Annotated in this window: 15 protein-coding genes; all 15 read left to right on the plus strand. The window is 35.5% G+C overall.

The annotated features are described in order from the left end of the window. Window positions 1-179 precede the first annotated feature (179 nt). Entirely contained in the window at window positions 180-860 is a 681-nt protein-coding gene (locus tag HWV59_RS05005) for a DUF1129 family protein (RefSeq protein WP_175638223.1), read from the plus strand. 248 nt (window positions 861-1,108) lie between these two features. Beyond that, on the plus strand, window positions 1,109-1,735 hold the full coding sequence (locus HWV59_RS05010) for a class I SAM-dependent methyltransferase (RefSeq protein ID WP_102228257.1): 627 nt from the start codon (window positions 1,109-1,111) through the stop codon (window positions 1,733-1,735). Window positions 1,736-1,918: 183 nt separating this feature from the next. Beyond that, on the plus strand, window positions 1,919-2,461 hold the full coding sequence (locus HWV59_RS05015; RefSeq protein WP_102228258.1) for a sigma-70 family RNA polymerase sigma factor: 543 nt from the start codon (window positions 1,919-1,921) through the stop codon (window positions 2,459-2,461). Then, a complete protein-coding gene (locus tag HWV59_RS05020) occupies window positions 2,445-3,518 on the plus strand; it encodes a DUF4179 domain-containing protein (protein ID WP_175638224.1) in 1,074 nt (357 codons plus the stop codon). Before HWV59_RS05015 ends, HWV59_RS05020 begins: the two co-directional genes overlap by 17 nt. An 842-nt stretch (window positions 3,519-4,360) precedes the next feature. Continuing rightward, on the plus strand, window positions 4,361-4,747 hold the full coding sequence (locus HWV59_RS05025) for a hypothetical protein (RefSeq protein ID WP_102228260.1): 387 nt from the start codon (window positions 4,361-4,363) through the stop codon (window positions 4,745-4,747). Between the two features lie 15 nt (window positions 4,748-4,762). After that, on the plus strand, window positions 4,763-5,959 hold the full coding sequence (locus tag HWV59_RS05030) for an acyl-CoA dehydrogenase family protein (RefSeq protein ID WP_217708439.1): 1,197 nt from the start codon (window positions 4,763-4,765) through the stop codon (window positions 5,957-5,959). A gap of 1 nt (window position 5,960) precedes the next feature. Continuing rightward, window positions 5,961-6,866, plus strand: coding sequence for a hypothetical protein (locus HWV59_RS05035; protein ID WP_102228262.1), 906 nt, complete (start codon window positions 5,961-5,963; stop codon window positions 6,864-6,866). Window positions 6,867-6,887: 21 nt separating this feature from the next. After that, on the plus strand, window positions 6,888-7,769 hold the full coding sequence (locus tag HWV59_RS05040; RefSeq protein ID WP_102228263.1) for a HesA/MoeB/ThiF family protein: 882 nt from the start codon (window positions 6,888-6,890) through the stop codon (window positions 7,767-7,769). Between the two features lie 94 nt (window positions 7,770-7,863). Beyond that, window positions 7,864-10,068 carry an MMPL family transporter gene (locus HWV59_RS05045; protein WP_175638225.1) on the plus strand — a complete coding sequence of 735 codons (2,205 nt, stop codon included), beginning with the start codon at window positions 7,864-7,866 and terminating at the stop codon, window positions 10,066-10,068. A gap of 517 nt (window positions 10,069-10,585) precedes the next feature. Then, complete coding sequence (locus HWV59_RS05050; RefSeq protein WP_102228265.1) at window positions 10,586-11,095, plus strand: tetratricopeptide repeat protein; 510 nt, start codon at window positions 10,586-10,588, stop codon at window positions 11,093-11,095. Window positions 11,096-11,178: 83 nt separating this feature from the next. Next, the gene (locus HWV59_RS05055; protein WP_102228266.1) at window positions 11,179-12,060 is read left to right on the plus strand and encodes an aminoglycoside 6-adenylyltransferase; all 882 of its coding nucleotides are present in this window, start codon (window positions 11,179-11,181) and stop codon (window positions 12,058-12,060) included. Window positions 12,061-12,179: 119 nt separating this feature from the next. Continuing rightward, entirely contained in the window at window positions 12,180-13,172 is a 993-nt protein-coding gene (locus HWV59_RS05060) for a lipoate--protein ligase (RefSeq protein WP_175638226.1), read from the plus strand. A 377-nt stretch (window positions 13,173-13,549) separates the two neighbouring features. Continuing rightward, window positions 13,550-13,867: a DUF3243 domain-containing protein gene (locus HWV59_RS05065; protein ID WP_102228268.1), complete on the plus strand. Its 318-nt coding sequence runs from the start codon at window positions 13,550-13,552 to the stop codon at window positions 13,865-13,867. Between the two features lie 271 nt (window positions 13,868-14,138). Then, window positions 14,139-17,462 (plus strand): pectate lyase, encoded by a 3,324-nt coding sequence (gene pelA / locus HWV59_RS05070; protein WP_175638227.1) that lies wholly within the window; start codon window positions 14,139-14,141, stop codon window positions 17,460-17,462. A 99-nt stretch (window positions 17,463-17,561) separates the two neighbouring features. Next, a complete protein-coding gene (locus tag HWV59_RS05075; protein WP_175638228.1) occupies window positions 17,562-19,226 on the plus strand; it encodes a hypothetical protein in 1,665 nt (554 codons plus the stop codon). Window positions 19,227-19,296 lie beyond the last annotated feature (70 nt).

Raw genomic sequence — 19,296 nt, forward strand, 5'->3', positions numbered from 1 at the left:
GTTTTATTAAAATAATAATTTTAGGTTTTTAATCTTTTAATTATCATTGAAATAACAGTATTTTCCTGACGTGTAAAAATGTAAAATATTGTATATATAAAAGTATTATAACTTGTGACCAAATAGCTATTTTACTCTGAGACAATTGATCTACTCACTATTGAATAGGAGTTTTGATAATGAACGCTAAAAAATTGATTCGACTTAACAATAAAAAACGTAAAGAGCTTTCGAAGGAAAATGAAGAATATTACAGCAATATGCTAATTTATATCCGAACGAATGTTACAGCATCAGAACAACAATCCGAAGAATTATTAATGGAGCTTTTAGATCATTTAATAGAGGCGCAGGCCGAAGGAAAACGCGCAGAGGATGTATTTGGAGACAATCCATCAGCATACTGTGATGAAATGTTAAAGCAATTACCTAAAGAACCGGGGAAAAGTACACTATTTTTTATAGGATTTTTATTACTGCAGCTAGCAAGCATCTTTGCTATTGTGAACGGAATCGGAGACATCATTATACACTTTATTAGAGATAGCAATCAGACAGTATATGTAGGGACAGCTGTTGTTACTTTTTTTATCGTTGCTGCTATTATTTTCCTCGATGTTTTTCTAATCTTAAAATGGCTGCAAAAATCAGTTTACAAAGTGCCAAATAAAGTGAAAGATTTTTTGACGCTATTTTTTATTATAACTCCTTCTATTATAGGTATGATTTTTATACCTAAATTCATTCCTCCCTTTGGATACACTATAGAAGTCGGTGGATTCTTATACTTACTAGTTGGAAGAGCAGCATTTATCATATCTAAATTGTTTGATCGAAAATATCAAATTACAAAAGTATAACTATTAAATAAACATAGGTGTTACAGTTTATTTAATAATCAAGCGCGATTCTGGAACAAGGAAAGGCGCTTTTTTAATTCTTGAAGAAATTATGAAGTTATAAATGATAGGAATTGGTAAGGATAAGAATGAAAATATCGGGACTACATTCCTTCAATTGTAAAGGAATTACTATTTACAAAAAGAAACAGACTTATTATAGTTATTAAAGAGTCGTTATATCTTTAATTAAAGGAGATAGATATGTAATGGAATTCTGGGAATCAAGTTTTATAGATAAACAAACGATGTGGGGATTTGAACCGACAGACTCCGCCATCTTAACGAATGAATTTTTTCTTGAAAAGAAAATTAAGGATATACTGATTCCAGGTATTGGATATGGCAGAAATGCAAAGGTATTTATTGAAAATGGAATAGATGTAACAGGTATTGAGATATCAAAAACTGCGATAAATTTGGCGAGGCAAAGTGGAATTGATAGTAGAATCTTTCATGGTTCAGTAAATGACATGCCCTTTGATAATAAACTCTATGATGGTATATTTTCACATGCACTTATTCATTTATTGAATAAGCAAGACAGAGAGAAGTTTATTAAAGATTGCTATCATCAGTTAAAGCCAAATGGATATATGGTTTTTACAACTGTTTCAAAAAAAGCCCCAATGTTTGGAAAAGGCAAACAGTTGGATAAAGATTATTTTGAGATCATGGCAGGCGTAAAAATGTATTTTTATGATTCTGACTCCATAAAACAGGATTTTGGGAATTATGGGCTGGTAGAGTTATCAGAAATAGATGAGCCAAATAAGAACATGAAAGATAAACCTTCAATAAATTTTCTAATGGTAATATGTAAAAAAGAACTATAAAGGCAATCTTACCAAAAACCAAAAAACAGTTATTTACGTAATGGCTGCTGATTAAGGCAGTCATTTTTAGTATCTTTTACAACTTTCACTTTAATAAAAAAAATATTAAGAAAAAATGATAAAGTTGAATCTTTCTGTATGTTCAAATCACTCTAATTAGTGAGAGGAGGGTGTGATGACAAGATGAAACATGATCTACATACGGTAAAAAGGGCGATTAATGGAGATGCGGAAGCTTTTGAAGAATTGCTTTTTAAAGAAGAAAAAATGCTATATTACAAGGCTCTTTCTTATGTTGGTAAAAAAGAAGATGCTTTGGATGCTATTCAGGAAACGACGTACAATGCATTCCTCGCAATAGGAAAATTGAGAAATCCGGAGTATTTTTCAACTTGGCTGTTTAGAATTCTAATACGTGAATGCTATCGGTTGTTAAAAGAACGAGACCAAACGATTCCTTATGAGGAAAGCGAACTGTTGAAGAGATTAGATCGCAAGCAGGACGAAGAGATAGATTCTTTTCATTTGAGTGAGGCATTATCGATGCTAAACACGTCCTATCAAACATCAATCATCTTATTCTACTATCATGACTTGTCTATTAAAGATATTTCCGAAGTGATGGAGAAGCCGGTTAGTACAGTGAAAACAAATTTACGTAGAGCGAGGAAAAAGTTGAAAAATGAATTAGAAAGGAGTTATAAATTAAATGAAAAAGTCACATGATCCTTTCGAGGAGTTTCCACAGAATCACGTTCGTTCAGCTATTCGTTCGGGAATCGTTCAAGCACAAGAGCAATTAGATACACCTCGACGTTTGAGAATGACCAATGGCAAAAGGAAAATAATTTATACTTTAAGCAGTGTGGCCGCTGTTTTTGGAATATTAATTGGTTCCTCATACTATTCTCCAGCTTTAGCTAGCAGTTTGTCACAAATACCAATTATCGGTTCTGTTTTCGGGAATTCTGATCTGATCGGTTTACAGCAAGCACAAAAAAATGGGCTAACGAATGAGATTGGGGAGACACAGACGGTCAATGGAATTTCCGTTACACTTGATGAAATTTTATATGATCAAAATAATCTTACAATCGGTCTTTTCATTGAATCTGAAAAGGAACTTGATGAATTTTATTTTGGTGCTGGAATGGATTTTACGATTAATGGGAATTCTCCTGCTGGATCTTCTGGGAGTTACGGTGAAGATACCCTTTCAGCAACAACTCGGACTGCCATTCAAGAAATAAATGTGAGAGAAGAAATGCCGGAGGAGTTCGAACTTGGTTTGATGTTGCATGGGAAAAATGGAGAAACATGGTTTTTCTCAACCCTAATAGAAAAAATTGCCGATATTCATAAAATTCCTGTTCAACATTCACAAACTGTTGATGGGTTGACCCTTAATGTCACAGAATTATCTTTTAGTGAAACTGGTTTAAGTATAGCTTACGAGAGTTCAGAAGAGGAAACAGATTTTGAGATAAGTCGCGGAGGAAATATCGAGTTCTTGGTCGTAGATCAAGATGGAAATGAAATTACAGGTCACTCCGGTGGGGCAACAGGTGAGAGGGTTGAGGATAGAATAGAGTTCAAGAGCAGTAAGCAATTTGACTCCGTTGGTTCTCATGTTACTGAATTGACAATCACTCCTTATTTAGTCATTCCTTCTGACGGGGGAGGAGTGGAAATTGACGCAAATGGTAATGAAACAGAGTTAGAATACAAAGGAGATTTTATACAGCCGGTTGATTTTGACTCTTTTAAAGTGAAAATTCCATAATAAATTCATAGATAAAAAGGGCTGACATTGAGTTCTTTTTATCTATATTTATATAGACAATTATTCTATTCAGCAGAGATATCAAATAATATAATGCCACCAAATTTTGTTCTTCTAAATGGAACTTAAGGATACCTTGAAAAGTTTGGTGTCTCTGTCTAATGGTTCGGTTCAACTAAGTTGTTGTTTCTTAAACGCATTTACAAATAAATTCTGAGCAATATCTATCCAGTAATCCATTGATTTCTCCTTCTGGTGACATTACATATTTCTCAGATTTAAGCTCAGTAACAGCAGCTTCTCCTTTATTAACAGCTTCTACATTTTGAAAAATTCGATTAAGAACCCCATAATACACATTCTCCAATTTTATTTACAATTACAAAACATTTTATATAGATTATTTCTCTGTTAGGGAAATTTTTCACGCTAAATATCTATTACAGGTACAATCACTGAAAAATAAAAAAATATGATAAATCTCTAAGTACCATCTTACCTAGAAAACTCTCAATTACACCATTTGAAGAAAGCGTATTCAAACGAATAGTTATATTACATTTATATTACAAAAATATTTCTGAGTTGAAATATTTATTATAGGTCATTAGAGGGAGTTGGATATGATAGGAATTGACTAAAAGTCATCTATGTCAATACATATAGATGGTGGTCAAAATCAATTGTAAAAATAATGTGAAAATTTTATTTCAAATGTTCTGTTGTGTTAAATACTGTATTAATTTACATTAGTTGACAATTTCTTTGTCCGATTGTTTAATGAAATAGGAATTTTGTGCTAGGCCTACACAAGTTCAAATATACCAAAGGAGGAATAACAATTGATCTATACTTCAAGAGAGACTGCTGTAGCTGTTTTCGAAGAATTATTTACGATTTTAATTCATGATGAACACGTGAATGCAAAAATGAGAGAAGCAAATTTAGATGCACGAATTGTGCATAAAAACCCCGATTTTGAAGTGTATTTTTCTCCTGATAAAGTTCTTATTGATTCAGAAATCAATAATGCTGCGATTTCTATTAAAATGTCATGTGATACTGCCCATTCACTTTGGCGGGGGGAACTGTTAATGCCTTTAGCGTTAGCAATGGGAAAAGTAAGAATAAAAGGGAGCATTCCTAAAGTATTAGAATTTGTACCAATGTTAGAGCCAGCATTTAATAGATACGATGAAATTTATAACAAACATACTAGTTTAGTATAAATGGAGGAGAAATCATTGTTTACTTTACCGAAGGAGATAGAGGAGCTAAAAGTTTTAGTAAGAAACTTTGCACAAAACCATGTAAAACCAATTGTAAGAGAATTAGATCAAGCACCAGCTGACGATTTTAATTGGAAAATTGTTCGAGAAGGAGCAAAGTTGGGATTGCATCGTTTACCGATACCAAAAGAATATGGTGGCTTAGGATATGGCATATTAGGGACATCTGTTGCAATGGAAGAACTTGCCGCTGTTGATGCAGGTACTGCATTAATATTTGGGGCAACAATGTTAGGACAGGCACCGATTCTTTTATCAGCTGATCGGGAATTGCAAAATCGATTTTTACCGCTGTTTTCAAGTGATGAGCCTGTATTAGCATCAAATGCAATAACGGAACCAGATGCTGGATGCGATCTATTAATACCCGAAAATGCAAAATATGCAATGAATGTTCTTTCCGCTAGAAAAGAAGGTAATGAATATGTAATTAATGGGGTTAAAAAATATATTACAAATGCAAGAGTTGCTAAGTTTGCTTGTGTTTATGCAAATCTAGAAGACTATGTAGGTGCCGAGGGCTTAACTTGCTTTGTTATTCCACTAGATACTGATGGTGTAACGTTTAATGGAATTGCAGATAAAATGGGTTACAGGTCATGCCTAGGAACAGAAATAGTCTTTAATAATGTCCGAGTTCCCGCTGAAAACATCGTTGGTGGAGAAGGAAATGGGATGCTTATATCTATTCAACAAATGAATATGGCAAGAGGAACGGTTGCTGCGATTTCAACTGGGATTGCAAGAGGAGCTTTCGAATTAGCAACCGAATGGGCAGGCGAACGTATTCAAGGTGGTAAAAAGTTATACGAACACCAATTTACTGCTCGAAAACTAGCAGAAATGGCGACAAAAATCGAAGCATCGCGATTATTGTACTTAAAAGCCTCTTTCGAAGCAGATAATTCATTACCGGCTCCAGTGTTTGAACCGGCTGTTGCTAAATTATATGCTGATCGAATCGCTATTGAAGTAGCAGAGGAAGCAATGTCGGTAATAGGAGCAAGAGGGTATATTAGAGATCATCATCTTGAGAAGTATATGAGAGAAGCATTAGGGGCACGGATTTACGAAGGAACACCAGAAGTTCTAGCATTAGCGATTACTGATTTCTTATATCAAGAAGATAAAATTGAAGAGGCAGTCTGGTAAGATGCATAATGCTCATGTTACGACTAATACTGAGCGTTATATTAGGGAAATAGTCGATAATCAAAATCATTTAACATATCACTCATTACTTGATGAGTGTACGCTAAAAAAGACTTTATATCAAAAGATAGATCGATTTGGATTATCAACAATAGCTATTAAAAATGAGGATTTATTACAGCATCAATTATTAGGTATCATGTCATTTCGATTAAGTGAATATTTAAAATTAGATTGGATAGATCCCAACCTTGTCTATCAGCAAAAAATATTCCATGAGCCACTTCAGCAGGCACATTGTGAAGATATTCATCTTGTCACGATGAATCACCAAACAGGCGAAATCATTTGTTACCTTTGTATTTATTCAATGGAAAGGTATAAAGGGCTAACACATTTACACATGGAAACAGAAGATAGACCTCTGTTTCCATGTGAAATTGCCCATGGAAAATATATTTTTAATGAACTCGAATGGCTTCAAAGTGTTCCTATTCATTCTGTGAGAGAGATTAAGCGGTTTGTTAAGAGTAAACGAAAGGATACTTTTGGTCATCGTGTTTCTCTGGAACTTTTAGCAGGTTTAGCGTATGTTACACGATTGATAAAAGAAACACCAACAGGATTAACCGCTTATGTAGGGGATTTAGAATTAACAGGAGCTTTTCGACATATACAATTACTTGGTTTAGATGTTACTGTCATTGAAAATACGAGACCGGTTTTATCTAAGCAGGACCTATTTTACCGTATGTATGAAAAGCGAAAAAAAGTGCTTCCCTTTGTTATCCAACTACCAGAAAATTCGGAAGAGGTATGCTCGAAAGAAGAAATGCTTACTAAGCTATTAGAGGGGAAACAAAAGATTTCTTCTGCATTAAGGAATCTGGTCCGTTCAAGAAGCTAATCCAAAAAGGAGGGTGGATGTATGAAAGGAATAGTTGAAAAGCAAAACCAAAAAAATGAATTGGATTTTTATACTCAGTTAATTGAACGAAATGGTACCTTTGTTAGAGAAGATGTACAGGGAAAATTAAAAAGTTCGTGCATACTAGTTGCCGGATGTGGCTCAACAGGAGGGGCTAGTGTTGAACCATTAGTACGTATGGGAGCAACAAGGTTTATCCTTGCTGATAATGGAGCATATGAATTAAATAATTTAAATCGGCAATCTGCGTTTTTAACGGATCTTGAGCGGAATAAGGCAGAGGTTATGAAAGAACGCATTCTTTCAATAAACCCATATTGTGAAGTAAGGGTTTATGATGAGGGGATTACAGAAGTTAATGTTAGTCTTTGTGTTCAAGATGCTGACATTATTATCGACGGTGTAGATGTAACAGAGCGCGCGGGTTGGCAAGCAAAATGGTTGCTACACGAATATGCTGCAATTTATAAAAGATCAGTTATTACTGGTTGGGATATCGGACCAACTCAATATGTACAGTACTTTAATTATCAAAATCGATCTGATCCATTTTATTCAAAAATTAATAAAAAGGATATTAGTGAGCTTGGCATTTTTAAAATCTTATATAAAATTTTACCGCTTCAAGCTATTTCTCTTGAAATGCTTGAAGATCTAGAACGGAATTGGAAGAATGAAGAGTACCACGTTCCTCAGATAGTTTATACATCAATGCTTTTTGGGGCCATTTCTTCTAGATTAGTTATTGATATTTTGGCTGGAAAGAAACTAACAGAGCATGCAGCCATTGATTTGCAATATTTGTTTTTAAGCAATGGTAATAAAATGAAACTGTCATTAAAAAAGTATAAAAAAGTACTTTCCTTAGTAAAAGAACTATAGACTGTAAAAAAAGAAAGGAGCTTTTATGCATAACTTTTTCAATTTTCTGAGTAATGTTATATCAAAACTTAGGTGGGGAATCGTTACCACATGGGTGGTGATCCTCATTGTAGCTGGGATATTTGCTGGTCAATTGACCCCACTGTTAAGTGGAGGAGGTTGGACTGTTGATGGCTCAGATTCTTTAAAAACAAATGAGTTGCTTTCTAAGGATTTTACAGGTCGATCAGGAACATCCATTACCTTAGTAGTTAGAGATAAAGTGAATGAAGTTAAAACCGAAGAGTATCAGCAAAATTTACAAGAAACGATTGACTATATTGAGGACAATGAAAAATTAGACGTCGCAAGTATGTATACATACCTTAATGCACCTGAAGATGCAAAGGCGAGTTTAGTTGGTGATGAAAACACAACTGTAGCATTTATTGGGTTTAATGAGGACGACGGTTTTGCTAGAAATGAATTACCTTCTCTTCAAGAGGATATTAAAAGTCATTTTAAAAATAGTGATCTTGAAATCTATCTTGTAGGTGCTGCCTCGTTTTGGGGAGAAATTAATGTATTGAGCCAAGAGGGACTAGCCAAAGCTGAATTAATAACCTTACCATTGGTGCTTATCATATTGCTATTAGTCTTTGGATCATTGGTTGCTGCACTTACTCCTTTAATTGTTGCTGTTGCATCAGTAGTGACAACTTTAGGGATCATGACATTTATTGCACAGCAAACAGAACTTTCCATATTTGTAACAAATGCTGCAACAATGCTAGGTCTTGGTGTAGGAATTGATTATTCATTATTTATGGTAAACCGTTTTAGGGAAGAAATAGCAAAACACGGTGATAAGAAGAAGGCTTTAACGACTACAATGAAAACTGCAGGTGATGCTGTTTTCTTTTCAGCACTAACGATTATTGCATGTATGTCTGTATTATTCATTGTTGATTTAGGAGTTATTCAATCAATTGCATTAGGAGCAATTGCAATTGTTGCAATAACATTGCTTGTAAGCTTAACTCTACTACCTGCAGTTTTGTACATTTTAGGTGCTAATATTAATAAAGGGAAAATTCCTTTTCTATCAAGAAAGAAAATAGTAAAACCGAAATTCTGGTACAACTGGTCACACAAGATAATGAAGAGACCTGTGTTATTTTTAGTTCTTTCCTTAATAATGTTAGGTGTGATGGCAATACCTTCAAAAGATTTAAGTACATTTACACCTGATGCCAGAATATTGCCGGAAGAATCTGATTCACGAATGGGTTATGAAATTATACAAGAAGATTTTGGCGAAGGCTACACATCACCTGTGTATGTTACAGTGGAATCTAGTGGTGATAGCTTTGAACAAGTTGAAAACGTTGAATATCTTAGTAACTTGTCTGAACGGTTAAGTGAACTAGATCATGTAGATATTATTAATTCTCTGCCGGTTATTTTCAATAATAATGATTCAGATACAATTGTTCAGACATTAAAAGGGTTAGATCATGTTCCTGAGGAATTACAAGGATTAGTCAACCGCTATATAGATGTTGAGAAAATGGTTGCTATTATTGAGGTTATTCCTGAACATGCTGCTGCTTCGGAGGAAACTAGAAGTTTAGTGTCTGAAATTAAAAAGGAAATAAAAGATGTTAATACGCCAGAAAACATAAACACATATGTTGGTGGAGAAACAGCGGAAGGAATAGACAGTAATCAGGTAATTGAGGGCAGCTTTACAAAAGTACTTATCGTAATGCTAATTATTGGATACTTTATTCTTTTACTAACATTTAAAAGTGTATGGTTGCCGTTAAAAGCAATTTTAATGAATTTAGTATCTCTTGGTGCAACTTATGGAATTCTTATTTTTGTGTTTCAATATGGTAACGGTTCGGAATTATTAAATTTCACACCTGCAGATTATGTGCAAAATTTTGTTCCGATCCTGCTACTTACCCTATTATTTAGTTTAAGTACTGACTATGAAGTATTTTTAATCAGCAGAATAAAAGAGGATTATGAAAAAGGGTTTGATAATGAAGAAAGTGTTGCAACAGGCTTACAGGCAACTGCCCCAATGATATCCGGTGCAGCCGTCCTTATGATCGCTGTGTTTGGTGCATTTACTATTACAAGTGTCTTACCGATCCAGCAATTAGGTTTAGGAATGGCCGTTGCAATCGCAATTGATGCAACGATAATTCGATTAATCTTAGTTCCTGTATCGATGCGTTTACTAGGGGATTTAAACTGGTGGTTCCCAGGCAAGAAGGTAAAGAAACCATCAAGAGCAGTTGCGAAGTAGTAAAAGATTATTAAAATCATAGAATTATTCGTGAGTAGGGACAGCGGTAGTTGAAATGACCTACAGTTTTGAGACAACAAAAAAACACCGTAGCTACCTGTTCCCCATATAAGAGTGGGGGATAGGTAGTTTAATTTCGTCTGAAATTGTATTGGATTCTAATAATAGGTCGAATTCTCCGCTTTTCCACTATAATAGGATTGTAATATCTCTCGTTGCAGAGAGTAGAATTCTTCTGGCCTTATTGTTAAGTGGACGGATTTAATAAAGGCGTTATCCCAGCAGTTGCTTTTTTAAACATGCTTGTGATAATGCCTTTTTAGTTATGAAAGCAGATGAAGTATATTGAGAACTTTTTCAATTTTTAACAACTACTGATTAAGGAACTAACATAGAATATAAAGAGAATCCTTAGCACTCAAGGGGGGTAAGAGGTGAGGAATTGGGAGGGAAAAATATAAACGGCGACCCTGACAAAATCTATTGTAGAAGCACAAATTTTCAGGAGGACAATGTAGTGAATCAAAATGAAAACCAAAATCATAAGTCAGAGCAATTTACCCAAATAATCGATTTAAATGAAAAAAAAGAAAAAATCAATGTAGATGAAGGAATTAAATGGTTGCGAAAGGCTTCTCTAGCAGGAGAGACTGGTGCTATGAATGAGTTGGCCTATCAATTATTAACAGGTGAAAAAATCAAGCAGGATTTAGAAGAAGGAGAGAAATGGCTTAGGAAGTCATCAGAATTAGGGGATCGATGGGCAATGATGGAATTAGGTTTCCGTCTACTCACTGGAGATGGATTAAATAAAGATGTGAGAGAAGGAGAAAAGTGGCTTAGAAAATCAGCTGAATTACAATATCCAACTGCAATGAGAATATTAGGCTATCGATTACTAACAGGACGAGAATTAGAGAAAAATATTGAAGAAGGGGAAAAATGGTTAAGAAAAGCTGCTGAAGCAGGAGAAGCAATTGCAATGAGGGAATGGGGAAAATATTTACTAAACGGGTTCATTAAGTAACTCTAGTTTATAGTAGATAATTTTCAAGAGCTCCTCCTTTGAAACCATTCAGTTCTTACTATTACATTTGGAGGGATTTTGTCATGAGAAGCGAGAGGGAAATGTTTGATTTAATAATAGGGATAGCTCAAAGAGATGAACGGATTAGGGCTGTTTATATGAACGGATCCAGAACAAATGCTAATGCTCCAAAAGATATTTTTCAAGATTACGATATTGTATATGTGGTAACGGAAACAGCTTCTTTTATAGAAGATGAAAATTGGATAAAGAATTTCGGAGATTTACTCATGATTCAAGAGCCTGATAGGCTAGATCAGGCTTGTGGTAAAGAAATGGATTTTGAACGTTCTTACGGCTATTTAATGCTTTTTACTGATGGAAATCGTATTGATCTTCATATTGAAACAAAAGAATCGATGATTGATAGATACATGGAAGATAAACTTACCGTCCCATTGTTAGATAAAGACAACTGTCTGCCAATCATTCCTGTGCCAACAGATATTGACTACCATGTTAAAAAACCAACAGAAGCGCTGTACTTTAGTTGCTGCAATGATTTTTGGTGGTGCTTGCAAAACGTTGCAAAAGGAATTTGGCGTGAAGAGTTGCCGTATGCAAAACAAATGTTTGAACAGACTTCCCGGGTTTCACTTGATAAGATGGTTTCGTGGTGGATTGGGACAAAACATGACTTCAACGTCTCAACAGGAAAGATGGGCAAGTATTTCAAAAAGTATCTTCCGGAATCTTATTGGGTGATGTATAAAGAAACCTATTCAAATGGAAATGATGAAAATATGTGGAATTCCATTTTTGTCACTTGTGAATTATTTCGGACGTTAGCTGGAGATGTTGCAGAATATTTTTCCTTTACATATCCAATTCAGGATGATAAAAATATGACAGCATATCTTAAACAAGTAAGAAGTTTACCTGTGGATGCAAAGGAAATCTATTAATAATGATGAACCTAGGCAAATTCCTCCTCTGAAAAAGAATTGTTTAAGCAACACTTTTGTGTGAGAAGCTATTTTTGTGCTACTGTTGAGTGGGATAAACGTTTAATGGAGGAAAATATATGCTTTTTATTGATAATAAAGGAATCACAGATCCGAGAATAAATTTAGCTATCGAGGAGTATGCAGTTAAACATTTAGATCCAAATGAAACGTATTTATTGTTTTACATAAATGAACCATCGATCATTATCGGAAAAAATCAAAATACCATTGAAGAAATTAATACATCATATGTTGAAGAAAAAAATATTCATGTTGTAAGAAGGCTGTCAGGTGGTGGAGCAGTTTACCATGATGAAGGAAACCTGAATTTTAGTTTTATTACTAAGGATGATGGAGAAAGTTTTCATAATTTTAAAAAGTTTACCGAGCCTGTTGTTCAAGCACTTGAAAAACTAGGCGTAAAAGCAGAATTGAGTGGAAGAAACGATATCATTGCTGGTGATGGCCGCAAGATTTCCGGAAATGCTCAATTCTCGACGAAAGGTAGAATGTTTTCTCATGGTACATTGTTATTTGATTCAGAAATTGATAGTGTTGTTTCTGCATTAAAAGTGAGAAAAGATAAAATTGAATCGAAAGGAATTAAATCAATTAGAAGCCGGGTAGCAAATATTAGCGAATATTTAAATGAACGTATAACGATTGAACAATTTAGAGAGCTATTGCTTCGCTATATATTTGACGGAACTGATTCAATTCCAACCTATGACCTTACGGAAGATGATTGGAAAAAGATAAACGAAATTTCAAAAGAACGTTATCAAAACTGGAATTGGAATTATGGGAAATCACCGAAATTTAACTACCAGCACTCACACCGGTTTCCAGTCGGACAAATTGATTTACGACTCGAAGTACAGAAGGGCATCATAGAAAATTGTAAAATCTATGGAGACTTTTTCGGTGCGGTTGATGTTGAAGAAGTGGAAAATGCCTTAATTGGTGCACGCTATGAAAAAGAAGCAATCGAGAAAGTATTTGAAAACATTGATGTTAAAAAATACTTCGGAAATATTGAAAAGGTTGACTTGATAAATTTAATTTATTAAATCATGTTTTGATTATCTTAAACAAATAACCTAGAAGGGGCATACAAATTTACATGTTCCTTCTAGGTTATTTTAATTCTCTCCAACCCAAAGTTTTATAAAAAAGTTTGTTGCTTATAAAACACTATTTTAACCCTATAGTGGAATGGAGCGGAAGACACTCGACTCCTGCGGGAAGTGAGGAAAGGCTGAGACCCCGCAGGCGAAGCCAAGGAGGCTCAGCTTCCTCCCCGCGGAAAGCGAGTGTCTGCAGCGCAATGAAACGGATTATTTTTCATATATAATCTGCATTAAAAAACATCATACAATGTTTATAGCAATAAAAATAGGGGCATTGAATAGTGAATCAAATACTACTTGAAAAGGAGAGAGTTTTGATGGCTTTTGAAACAAACAATAACGCAGAAGGCAAAGTAGAAGAGAAACTACAGTCTATGGGTGAAGAAAAAAAGGACGAGGTACTTGCGAGTTTTGAAACGTTTAAAAACTACTTAGGTGATAAAGTATCAAAAGGAGAAAAGCTTGGAATGAACGAGGAGCAACTAGCTAATACCGCGCAAAAAGTTGCCGATTACCTGGCTGACCATGAATCAGCGCGAAATCGTGAAGAAAAGCTGCTTCAAGAATTATGGAAGGTTGGTAATGAAGAGGAGCAGCACAAGCTTGCTCATATGCTGGTCAAGCTGGTTCAATAATGATAAAAGAGAGAGCGGATATTTCCCTATTTTAGGAAATGTCCGTTTTTGTTTTACTAAAGGCTGTTTTCTATACAAAATCATGCCTGGAATAGGACAAGAAGAATAGCTAAATAGTTATAATCATTTTTGTTTTTATACTCATTTCCTCTACATTTTGCTTGCATACTAGTCTAAATACCTACCTCTAAGATTCTGATTATATCCATCCCTAAAATACTTAAACTATACTCAAGGGGCAACAAAATCTACTTTAGAAAGGCTGATGCGTTTGAAAAAGGGGAGAGGGAGTTTTCGTTTTGTTTTTTCTATTATGTTTGCGTGTATCATGGTTGCCTCAACTGTATTAGTAGGCATACCACAAAATGAAAGGGCTTACGCAGATGAGGGGGATGTATTTGATTCTATTTATGAAGCAGAAGAAGCCTCGATTAAAGAAGCGATCATTGACAACCAACATCCGGGTTATACTGGAACAGGTTTTGTCGATTATAAACCGAATGCACCTGGTGGAACCATCACATGGACAATTACAGATATTCCCGCAGATGGAGAGTATTCATTAGTATTCCGCTATGCAAATGGTGCAGCTGAAAACAGACCTGCAGAAATCACAGTCAACGACCAAGTAGTTAGTGAAGAACTGGCTTTTAATTCTACAGGAGAATGGACGAATTGGCAGACAGTCTCGATAAAGACAGTCCTAAAAGCAGGTGATAACACAATTGTAGCTAAAGGTGCAGGTACAAGCGGTGGTGCAAACATAGATCATTTACAGATCCACAATTCACCTAAAGATCCAGAAGATAATGGTCCTAAACCCGTTGAGGTGGAACAGGTAACATTAAGCGAATTGATCGATGGTGTCACCCTTAAGAAATTACACGCAACAGGAATGATCAATACGAATACATCTGAAAAAGGCAAAGAAATCTCAAAGCTGGAATTTTTTGCAAGTATCAATCGTGTTATGGGTTTCAATAAGGAAGAAACTTTTAAGAATGTAAATAATGATAACTCAAAAAATACCTGGTGGAGCTACATATTAGAAGCAGCAACACTGGAAGGATATGTAACAACAGATCAAATTGAACAGATAAAAGCTGAAGATAAGATAACAAGACGAGAGGCAGCAGGCATTATAAGCAAGATTCTTGACCTAAAACCTGGAAATGGGAAAGGAAACAATCAAAATGATGTAGGGGCAGTTGTTTCTAAGGAAATCATGTCAGGAAAACCAGGCTTCGGTAAAAAGGATTATGTCACAATTGCGGAAACTGAAAGGATCATTGAAAAAATAGGGGAACTATCAGACCAACAGTCGAATGAGATTCATATTGTGAATTCCCAGTCTGTTACCCCTCAATTAGTCGCTGTCATGTTGAATGGACAAGTGAAGGATTTTGATGTAAAAGCATTAGCAGTAAAAGCAGCAACAGGTTCCTTTAATGGATTAAATCCTTCCCTGGAAAATCTGTATCCAACACGTGCAGCGGTTGGGGAAAACAAATTTGGTGATACGGTTGTATTATATGAACTACAGCAACCATTAACAGATGGAAAGGTCGTGAAAGAAGAAAAAAAGGAATTTACCGGAGATATCGAAGCAGCGAAGAAACAGGCCGAAAATCTTGTGTCATGGCAGATGGATCATGGCGGTTGGACAAAAAGCATGGATGAAGAATATAGCAGGCCTTGGGATGGGCAGGAAAAGCGCACAACACAATTTGGTCCTAATGATGAGGAATTAGGCTCTATTGATAACAATGCAACAATAAAGGAAATTCGATTTATTTCTGAAGTCTATAGAGAAACAAATGATGAGAAGTTAAAAGAAAGTATGTTAAAAGGCATTGATTTCTTATTAACGATGCAATATGAAACAGGTGGCTGGCCGCAGGTATATCCACAACGAGGTGATTCGCCAGAGGACTCTGTGTATTATTCGAATTATGTCACATTTAACGATAATGCAATGATTAATGTTTTACAACTGCTGGATGATGTCATAAATGAAAAATATCCTTTTGATCAAAACATAGTAGATGATTCGTTAAAAAACAAGGTTGAAGCATCATTGAATAAAGGCATTGATTATATATTAAAATCCCAAATAGAAGTAGATGGAAAGCTGACAGCATGGTGTGCACAGCATGATCCGGTCACTTATGAAGCCCAGCATGCCCGCGTTTATGAACATCCATCGATATCTGGAAGTGAGTCGGTCGGTATTGTGAAGTTTCTAATGTCTCGTCCAAATCAAACTCCAGAGATACAAAATGCGATTTTAGGCGCACTTCAATGGTTTGATAAAGTAAAGTTAGAAGGAATTCGCTATGTAAGTGGTGACCCAAATGGAGTTTATTTTGTTGAAGATCCAGGAGCGGTTACTTGGTACCGATTCTATGAAATTGGAACAAATGAACCGATATTCTCCGGAAGAGATGGTGTTATTAAACGAACCATTCACGAAATTGAAAAAGAACGCCGTGATGGATATTCATGGGCTGGAAGTTATGCTAAGCAGCTTTTGGAAATTTCCAAAACAACCGGATTTTTTGAACATCATGTTTATGTGGAGGTTCTACCTAATGAATTAGTTGACACTTATGGTAGAGAACTTGTTGAAGGGGAGCTAAGTAGAGTGGAAGATATGACAGAGGAATTGAAGAATTTACATGTCAAATTGACTGTGGCGAAGGATGGCAGCGGCGATTATCAAACTGTCCAAGCAGCGATTGATGCTGTACCAGCTAATAATACAAGTCCAGTTGAAATTTTCATTAAAAACGGTGTTTATAAAGAAGTAGTAAAAGTACCTGCCAATAAACCGTTTATTACATTGGCAGGAGAAAGTGCTGAAAAAACTATTCTTACGTATGATAACTATGCCAAAAAGGAAAGGCCGGAAGGTGGAACATACGGTACAAGCGGCAGTGCAAGTGTATATCTTTACGCAAATGACTTTTCTGCAAAGAATATGACAATGGAGAATTCCTTTGATGAACGTTTAGTAGAAGGTGGCTCCCAGGCAGTTGCAGTTTATACACGTGGAGAAAGAATGAAGTTTCACAATGTACGTTTTATCGGAAACCAAGATACTCTATATGTGAATGATGGAACACAATATTTTACTAACTGTTATATAGAAGGTGATGTTGATTTTATTTTTGGAGGAGCAAGAGCGGTTTTCGAAGATTGTGAGATTGTCTCAGTAGACAGGGGCTCCGAAACAAATAATGGATATATCACAGCAGCAAGTACAGACATAAATGAACCGTATGGCTTTTTGTTCATCAATAGCCGCTTAACTAGCAAAGCAGCAGATGGAACCGTTTACTTAGGGAGACCTTGGCATCCTGGTGGGGACCCTAATGCTATTGCAAGTGTTGTCTTTAAGAATAGTGAGTTGGGACCACATATTCATCAAGAGGGATGGACGGATATGTCAGGCTTCAGTGCAAAAGACGCGAGATTTTATGAATATCAAAACGAAGGACCAGGTGCAAATCTTTCTCGCCCTCAATTAACAGATGAAGAGGCGAAGCATTATACGATTGAGAATGTACTAGATGGGTGGAATCCGAAGAAATGAACAGTGAAAAGAGGAAGGATTGCTAGTGACAATCCTTCCTCTTTATAAGAATTTAGGCAAATAGTAGATGATTTTCATATTTTATTAGGAGGGAATAGCTTGAAAATTAAACGTACACTCATACGGCTAGTCGTTCTATCCTTAGTTATATCATCATTATTAGTGGGGGGAAACTCATTTGTAAAAGCTGTAGAAGTTGATTCTATACCAAATACAACAAGACAATTTAAAGATTATGATAATAGTTATCTTTCCGTGACCGGTTATGCATCATTGGGTGTAAAAGATCGAAGCCATTACATTGATACCTCTTATTATCGCCAGGTTAAAACGGAAAGAGAGTTTTTACAGGCAATTTTGGATGCTGAAAATGGCAGTGTGAAAGTAATTGAGGTGGCGAAAGATTTAAACCTGGGGTGGAAAGCATTAAATCTAAGTTCAGAAGAAGCTAAAAAATATCGGTTTATACGAAACTATCGCGATCCAATGAACGGATTTACAAATCCGAAGTTAGCTTCATCAGGTGTTTCCCAATTAGATATAAATAATATCGATGGATTAACGATCTTTTCAAAAAAGGGGAAAACCATTAGAAGTGCTGAATTCAAATTACAAAGATCAACGAATGATATTGTTATAAGGAATCTGACATTTGATGGTATGTGGCAATGGGATGACACTGGAAAACATAAGGAAGCAGGTTGGACATTTATTAAAATAAATGGAGCCAATAATGTCTGGATCGACCATTGTAAATTTACTATCGCAGCGGATGGATTAATTGATACAGAGAATGGCGGTTCCAATATAACGATCTCTTGGTCTGAATTTGGCTTACCTGCAAATGAACATCCATCAGAAAATAGTGATATTTATCAATCGATTCAGTTCATGGAAGGAAAATATGCAGCAAATGAACTGAATGCTGATAGTGTATACTATAACATGCGAAATGGCGGTGCGGCCAAAGAACAGATCATGGCTTATGCAGCCTACCACAGTAAGGTGCATTTAAATGGATCAGGTGATAAAGACTATGTAAATTATGTGAGTAGTAGTGGAACGGAGATAAAGGATGGCAATCAAAGAATCCGTTTAACACTAGCCTATAATCGCTATACTAATATTGGACAAAGAATACCAATGATCCGTCAAGGTACTGGTCATATGTACAACTGTTATCTTGATAACTCAACTCATTATGAAGTATTGGAAAATGTAAGTGCTATTGCTGAATTTGGCACTGACACTCTGTCAAGAGCACTAAATGCCAGAAATGGAGCTTCCATTGCTTCAGATACCTGTGTATTTCATGACATTAACGAGCCAATTACAGGTGCGGAGATTCAAGGACTGGATACGGCTAACATGGATGAACAATGGGCTGAGCTATTTCAAAGCGCTTATAATAGGAATTTAATTGTAAACTCCCATATAACAAATAAATATGGAACGTATACTGGAAGTAGTTGGGACAATCATGGAGAAAACCTGTTTAATAAAGGGTTTACTTGGTATGACAAATCAACAATCGGAAATTGGGCATGGTCTTCACATATTGCAGGGAGCGAAAATATGAGCAAAATGAATCCCCCGACTGATCCATTTACCTTTGAATACAATAGTCACGAGGAATTACCTTATACGTATCATGTATTTCCATTAAATAGTGTTGTGGAAACCCTTACAACCTATGCAGGAGCAAACAAAGTGAATATGAGTCCGATAGGTTGGTTGAAAACAGATTATTATTCTAAAAAATAATACCATTAACTGAAACGTCATAAATCCTTTCTATTCAAGGATTTAAGGCGTTTTGGTTGTTTTGAGGAAA

It is taken from the genome of Metabacillus schmidteae (assembly GCF_903166545.1).
In the GTDB taxonomy this organism is placed as follows: domain Bacteria; phylum Bacillota; class Bacilli; order Bacillales; family Bacillaceae; genus Metabacillus; species Metabacillus schmidteae.

Excerpts from the sequence above, each read along its gene's own strand:
- HWV59_RS05040 (WP_102228263.1), top strand. The coding sequence starts at position 6,888 with ATGAAAGGAATAGTTGAAAAGCAAAACCAAAAAAATGAATTGGATTTT.
- HWV59_RS05005 (WP_175638223.1), top strand. The coding sequence starts at position 180 with ATGAACGCTAAAAAATTGATTCGACTTAACAATAAAAAACGTAAAGAG.
- HWV59_RS05020 (WP_175638224.1), top strand. The coding sequence starts at position 2,445 with ATGAAAAAGTCACATGATCCTTTCGAGGAGTTTCCACAGAATCACGTT.
- HWV59_RS05055 (WP_102228266.1), top strand. The coding sequence starts at position 11,179 with ATGAGAAGCGAGAGGGAAATGTTTGATTTAATAATAGGGATAGCTCAA.
- HWV59_RS05010 (WP_102228257.1), top strand. The coding sequence starts at position 1,109 with ATGGAATTCTGGGAATCAAGTTTTATAGATAAACAAACGATGTGGGGA.
- HWV59_RS05035 (WP_102228262.1), top strand. The coding sequence starts at position 5,961 with ATGCATAATGCTCATGTTACGACTAATACTGAGCGTTATATTAGGGAA.
- HWV59_RS05015 (WP_102228258.1), top strand. The coding sequence starts at position 1,919 with ATGAAACATGATCTACATACGGTAAAAAGGGCGATTAATGGAGATGCG.
- HWV59_RS05065 (WP_102228268.1), top strand. The coding sequence starts at position 13,550 with ATGGCTTTTGAAACAAACAATAACGCAGAAGGCAAAGTAGAAGAGAAA.
- HWV59_RS05060 (WP_175638226.1), top strand. The coding sequence starts at position 12,180 with ATGCTTTTTATTGATAATAAAGGAATCACAGATCCGAGAATAAATTTA.